The 3,935-nt window shown below is 70.8% G+C and carries 3 protein-coding genes and 1 pseudogene; all 4 read right to left on the bottom strand.

What is annotated here, in order from left to right; translation table 11 throughout:
- Positions 1-269, bottom strand: a pseudogene (locus tag ACE3O1_RS12790) (cell division protein FtsW); the annotation flags it as partial.
- Positions 220-1,773 carry a UDP-N-acetylmuramoyl-L-alanine--D-glutamate ligase gene (gene murD, locus ACE3O1_RS12785; RefSeq protein ID WP_374315625.1) on the bottom strand — a complete coding sequence of 518 codons (1,554 nt, stop codon included), beginning with the start codon at positions 1,771-1,773 and terminating at the stop codon, positions 220-222. The gene murD and the pseudogene ACE3O1_RS12790, both read right to left, overlap by 50 nt.
- Positions 1,770-2,882, bottom strand: a complete 1,113-nt coding sequence (mraY, locus tag ACE3O1_RS12780; protein WP_374315623.1) for a phospho-N-acetylmuramoyl-pentapeptide-transferase — start codon at positions 2,880-2,882, stop codon at positions 1,770-1,772. Before mraY ends, murD begins: the two co-directional genes overlap by 4 nt.
- Positions 2,879-3,935 (bottom strand): UDP-N-acetylmuramoyl-tripeptide--D-alanyl-D-alanine ligase (gene murF, locus ACE3O1_RS12775; protein WP_374315621.1); only part of this gene is annotated, 1,057 nt, incomplete at its 5' end. The genes murF and mraY, both read right to left, overlap by 4 nt.

Here is a 3,935-nt window from a genome sequence, read left to right as displayed (position 1 = left end):
GGGATGCCGAGCACGGCGAACAGTCCCTGCTTGAGCACCGTCTCCCACGGCGCCTCGCCGCGGGCGGTCGCGGTGGCCGACGTCGCTGAGAGCACCATGACGAGCCCGAACACGGTGAGCAGCAGCGCCATCGAGGCGATCAGCAGGAACTCGCTCGGGACCGGTGCGAACACCCGCCCGAGTGTCACGCGCGCGGCGAGGCCGCGCCGCTGCGGCAGGTCAGGCGGAGTCGGAGTCGCCTCGCGGGTCCGCGGCTGCGTCGTGCTCATCTGCGGCCCCCGTCCCGATGCGTTCCCTCACCGCGGCCGCGAACCTGCGACCCCGGTCGGCGTACGAGGCGAACTGGTCGAAGGAGGCCGCGGCGGGGGCGAGCAGAACCACGTCCCCGTCACGCGCGATCCCCGCCGCCAGCTCCACGACGCGCGCCATGACCTCTTCAGTCTCAGCGGTGTCCACCTCGAAGACGGGCACCCCCGGCGCGTGTCGCGAGAACGCCGTGACCACCGCTTCGCGCTCGAGCCCGATGACGATGGCCGCCTTCGCCTGCGCGCCGCGCCCGGCGACGAGCTCTGAGATGTCGACGCCCTTGAGCAGACCGCCGACGATCCACACCGCTCCCGGGTAGGCGGTGAGCGATGATGCGGCAGCATGCGGGTTGGTGGCCTTGGAGTCGTCCACCCACACCACGCCCTCGTGCCGGGCGACGACCTCGATGCGGTGCGGATCGAGGCGGAAGCCGCGCAGCGCCTCGCGCACGTCGGCCGGGGCCACGTCCAGCGACCGCGCGAGCGCCGCGGCGGCGAGGATGTTCGCGGCCATGTGCGGCGCGGACAGGCCGAGGTCGGCGAGCTCGGCGACGGTGGTCAGCTCCAGCGCGCTGGTGCGACGGTCCTCGAGGAAGGCGCGGTCGACGAGGATGCCGTCGACGACGCCCAGATCGCTGGGGCCCGGGACGCCGAGGTCGAAGCCGATCGCGCGGGCGCCCTCGACGACGTCGGCGTCCTCGACCATGGCGCGGGTCGCGGCATCCGCCTTGTTGTAGACGCAGGCGACGCGCGTGTTGTCGTACACGTGCGCCTTGGCGTCGCGGTAGGCCTCGAAGGAGCCGTGCCACTCGAGATGGTCGTCGGCCAGGTTGAGGCACACGGCCGCGTACGGCGAGACCGGGTCCGGGGAGTCCTGCAGTCCCAGGTACCAGAGCTGGTGGCTGGAGAGCTCGACGACGAGCGCGTCGAAGCCGGCGGGATCGCGGACGGCGTCGAGCACCGGTGTGCCGATGTTGCCGACGGGCGCGGCGCGCAGACCGCCGGCCACGAGCATCGTCGCGGCGAGGCGGGTCGTCGTGGTCTTGCCGTTGGTCCCCGTGACGAGGATCCACTCTGCCGGACTGCCGTCGGGCCGGAGCACCTTGTCGCGCACGCGCCACGCGAGCTCGATGTCGCCCCACAGCGCGATGCCGCTCTCGCGGGCCCACGAGACGAGCGGATGCCGCGGCGCGAAGCCGGGCGACGCCACGACGACCTCGGGGGCGAAGTCCGCGAGTTCCCCGGGCACGGAATCGAGCGGGCCGGTCCACAGGCGCGCACCGATCACGGGCAGGAGGCGCGCGTACTCCTCGTCGGCCTTCTCCGACACGACGAGCACATCGGCGCCGAGCTCGGCGAGGGTGTCGGCGACCGAGAAGCCGGTCACCGAGAGGCCCAGCACCGCGACGCGCAGCCCCTTCCAGTCCGCGTGCCAGCTGGTGAGGGAGCTCAGGCGATCTGAGGTCATGTCTGGGAGAGCCACTCGACATAGAAGAAGCCGATGCCCGAGACCGCCAGGAGCCCGGCGATGATCCACATCCGGACGGTGATCTTGACCTCGGGCCAGCCGCGCATCTCGAGATGGTGATGGAAGGGGCTCATGAGGAACAGGCGCTTGCCGCGCGTGGCCTTGAAGTAGATGCGCTGCAGGATGACCGAGCCGGGGGCGATGATGAACACGCCCGCGACCAGCACGGAGAGCAGCTCGGTGCGGGTGAGGATCGCCAGCGCCGCGATCACGCCGCCGATCGCCATCGATCCCACGTCGCCCATGAAGACCTCGGCCTTGGGAGCCTGCCACCACAGGAAGCCGACGAGCGCGCCCACGAAAGAGGCCGAGACGATCGCCAGGTCGAACGGGTTGGGCGTCGGATAGCACGCCGACAGCGCGCCCGGAGACAGGCCCTCGCCGCCCCAGCACGCCTGGTTGAACTGCCAGAAGGCGATGAGGCTGTACGCGCCCGTCACGAAGATGCCCGCGCCGGCGGCCAGGCCGTCCAGCCCGTCGGTGAGGTTCGCGCTGTTCGAGTACGCGACGCCGATGAAGGACGTCCATGCCAGGTAGAGCAGCCAGCCCAGGATCGGACCGAGCGCCATGAATGACAGCACCGGCACATCGCGGAAGATCGACACGTACGGCGAGACCGGGGTGTCACCCCACGTGTTGGCGAAGTTCAGCCCGACGATCGCGAACGGCACCACCACGAGGATCTGGCCTACGATCTTGCGCCAGCCGCTGAGACCCAGGCTGCGCTGACTGCGCACCTTCATGTAGTCGTCGATGAACCCGATCGCGCCGAACCCGACCATCATCCACAGCACGAGAAGGCCCGACACGGTCGGCGGATTGTTGCCGGTGAACGCTCCGACGAGGTAGCCGACGATCGTCCCGACGATGAAGATCGTGCCGCCCATCGTGGGCGTTCCGCGCTTGGCGCCGTGGCTCGGGTTGTAGATGTTCTCGGGAGTGCGGATCACCTGGCCCCAGCCCCACTTGCGGAAGAGCCGCAGGAAGATCGGGGTGAGGAACAGCGTGAACGCCAGCGAGATCGCGGCCGCAGTCAGGAGGGATCTCACGAGAACGATTCTCCCAGACGATCGCCCAGGAACCGCAGACCCGCCGCGTTCGAGGACTTCACCAGCACGCGGTCGCCGTCGCGCAGTTCGGTCATGAGGTAGTCGTACGCCTCGTCCGCCGTGGCGAAGAACACGGCCTCGGCATCCCACGAGCCCTGAGCGACGGCCTCGAGATACATCCGGCGGGCGTCCGGGCCGATCACGACGATGCGCTTGATCCCGAGGCGCACGGCCAAGAGCCCGACGCGGTCGTGCTCCTCCTCGGCGTGCTCGCCGAGCTCGCTCATCGCGCCGAGGACGGCGACGGTGCGCTCGCCCGGTCCGGTGATCTGGGCGAGCGTGCGCAGTGCGGCGGCCATCGAGTCGGGGCTGGCGTTGTAGGCGTCGTTGATGATGCGCACGCGCTCGGAGCCGAGGGGCTGCATGCGCCACCGCTCGGCGAGCTCGACGGTCTCGAGTCGCGCCACGCAGTCCGCGAGCGAGACGCCGAGCGCGGTCGCGGCGGCGATCGCCGCGAGGGCGTTCATGACGTGGTGCTCGCCGAGCACGCGCAGACGCAGCGGCAGGGACACGCCGTCCGCGGTCACGAGACACGACGTTCCGGATGCCTCGACCACGACGTCGTCCGCACGCACCGTCGCGTCCGGTCCGCGGCCGAACCAGCGGACCGCCACCCCCTGCTCGGCGGCGATCGGCGCCATGGCGGCAACGCGAGCGTCGTCCGCATTGAGGATCGCGAGCCCGCCGGGCCGCAGCGCGCGCACCAGCTCGGACTTCGCGGCGAAGGTCGCCTCGATCCCGCCGAAGCCGCCGGCGTGCGCGAGGCCGACCATGAGCACGATCCCGATGTCGGGCTCCACCAGGCCGGCGAGACGGGCGATCTCGCCGGGGGCGCTCGCACCGAACTCGCTCACCAGGAACCGCGTGCCGTCGGTCACCCGCAGCATCGTGAGGGGGGCGCCGACCTCGTTGTTGAAGGACGCCTTCGGCGAGACCGTCTCCCCCTCGTCCTCGAGGACGCGGGCGAGGAGGTTCTTCGTGGTCGTCTTGCCG

The organism is Microbacterium sp. (assembly GCF_041909575.1).
In the GTDB taxonomy this organism is placed as follows: domain Bacteria; phylum Actinomycetota; class Actinomycetes; order Actinomycetales; family Microbacteriaceae; genus Microbacterium.
Note: the sequence above shows the minus strand (reverse complement) of the source record. Positions and strands in the feature narration are given on the sequence as shown.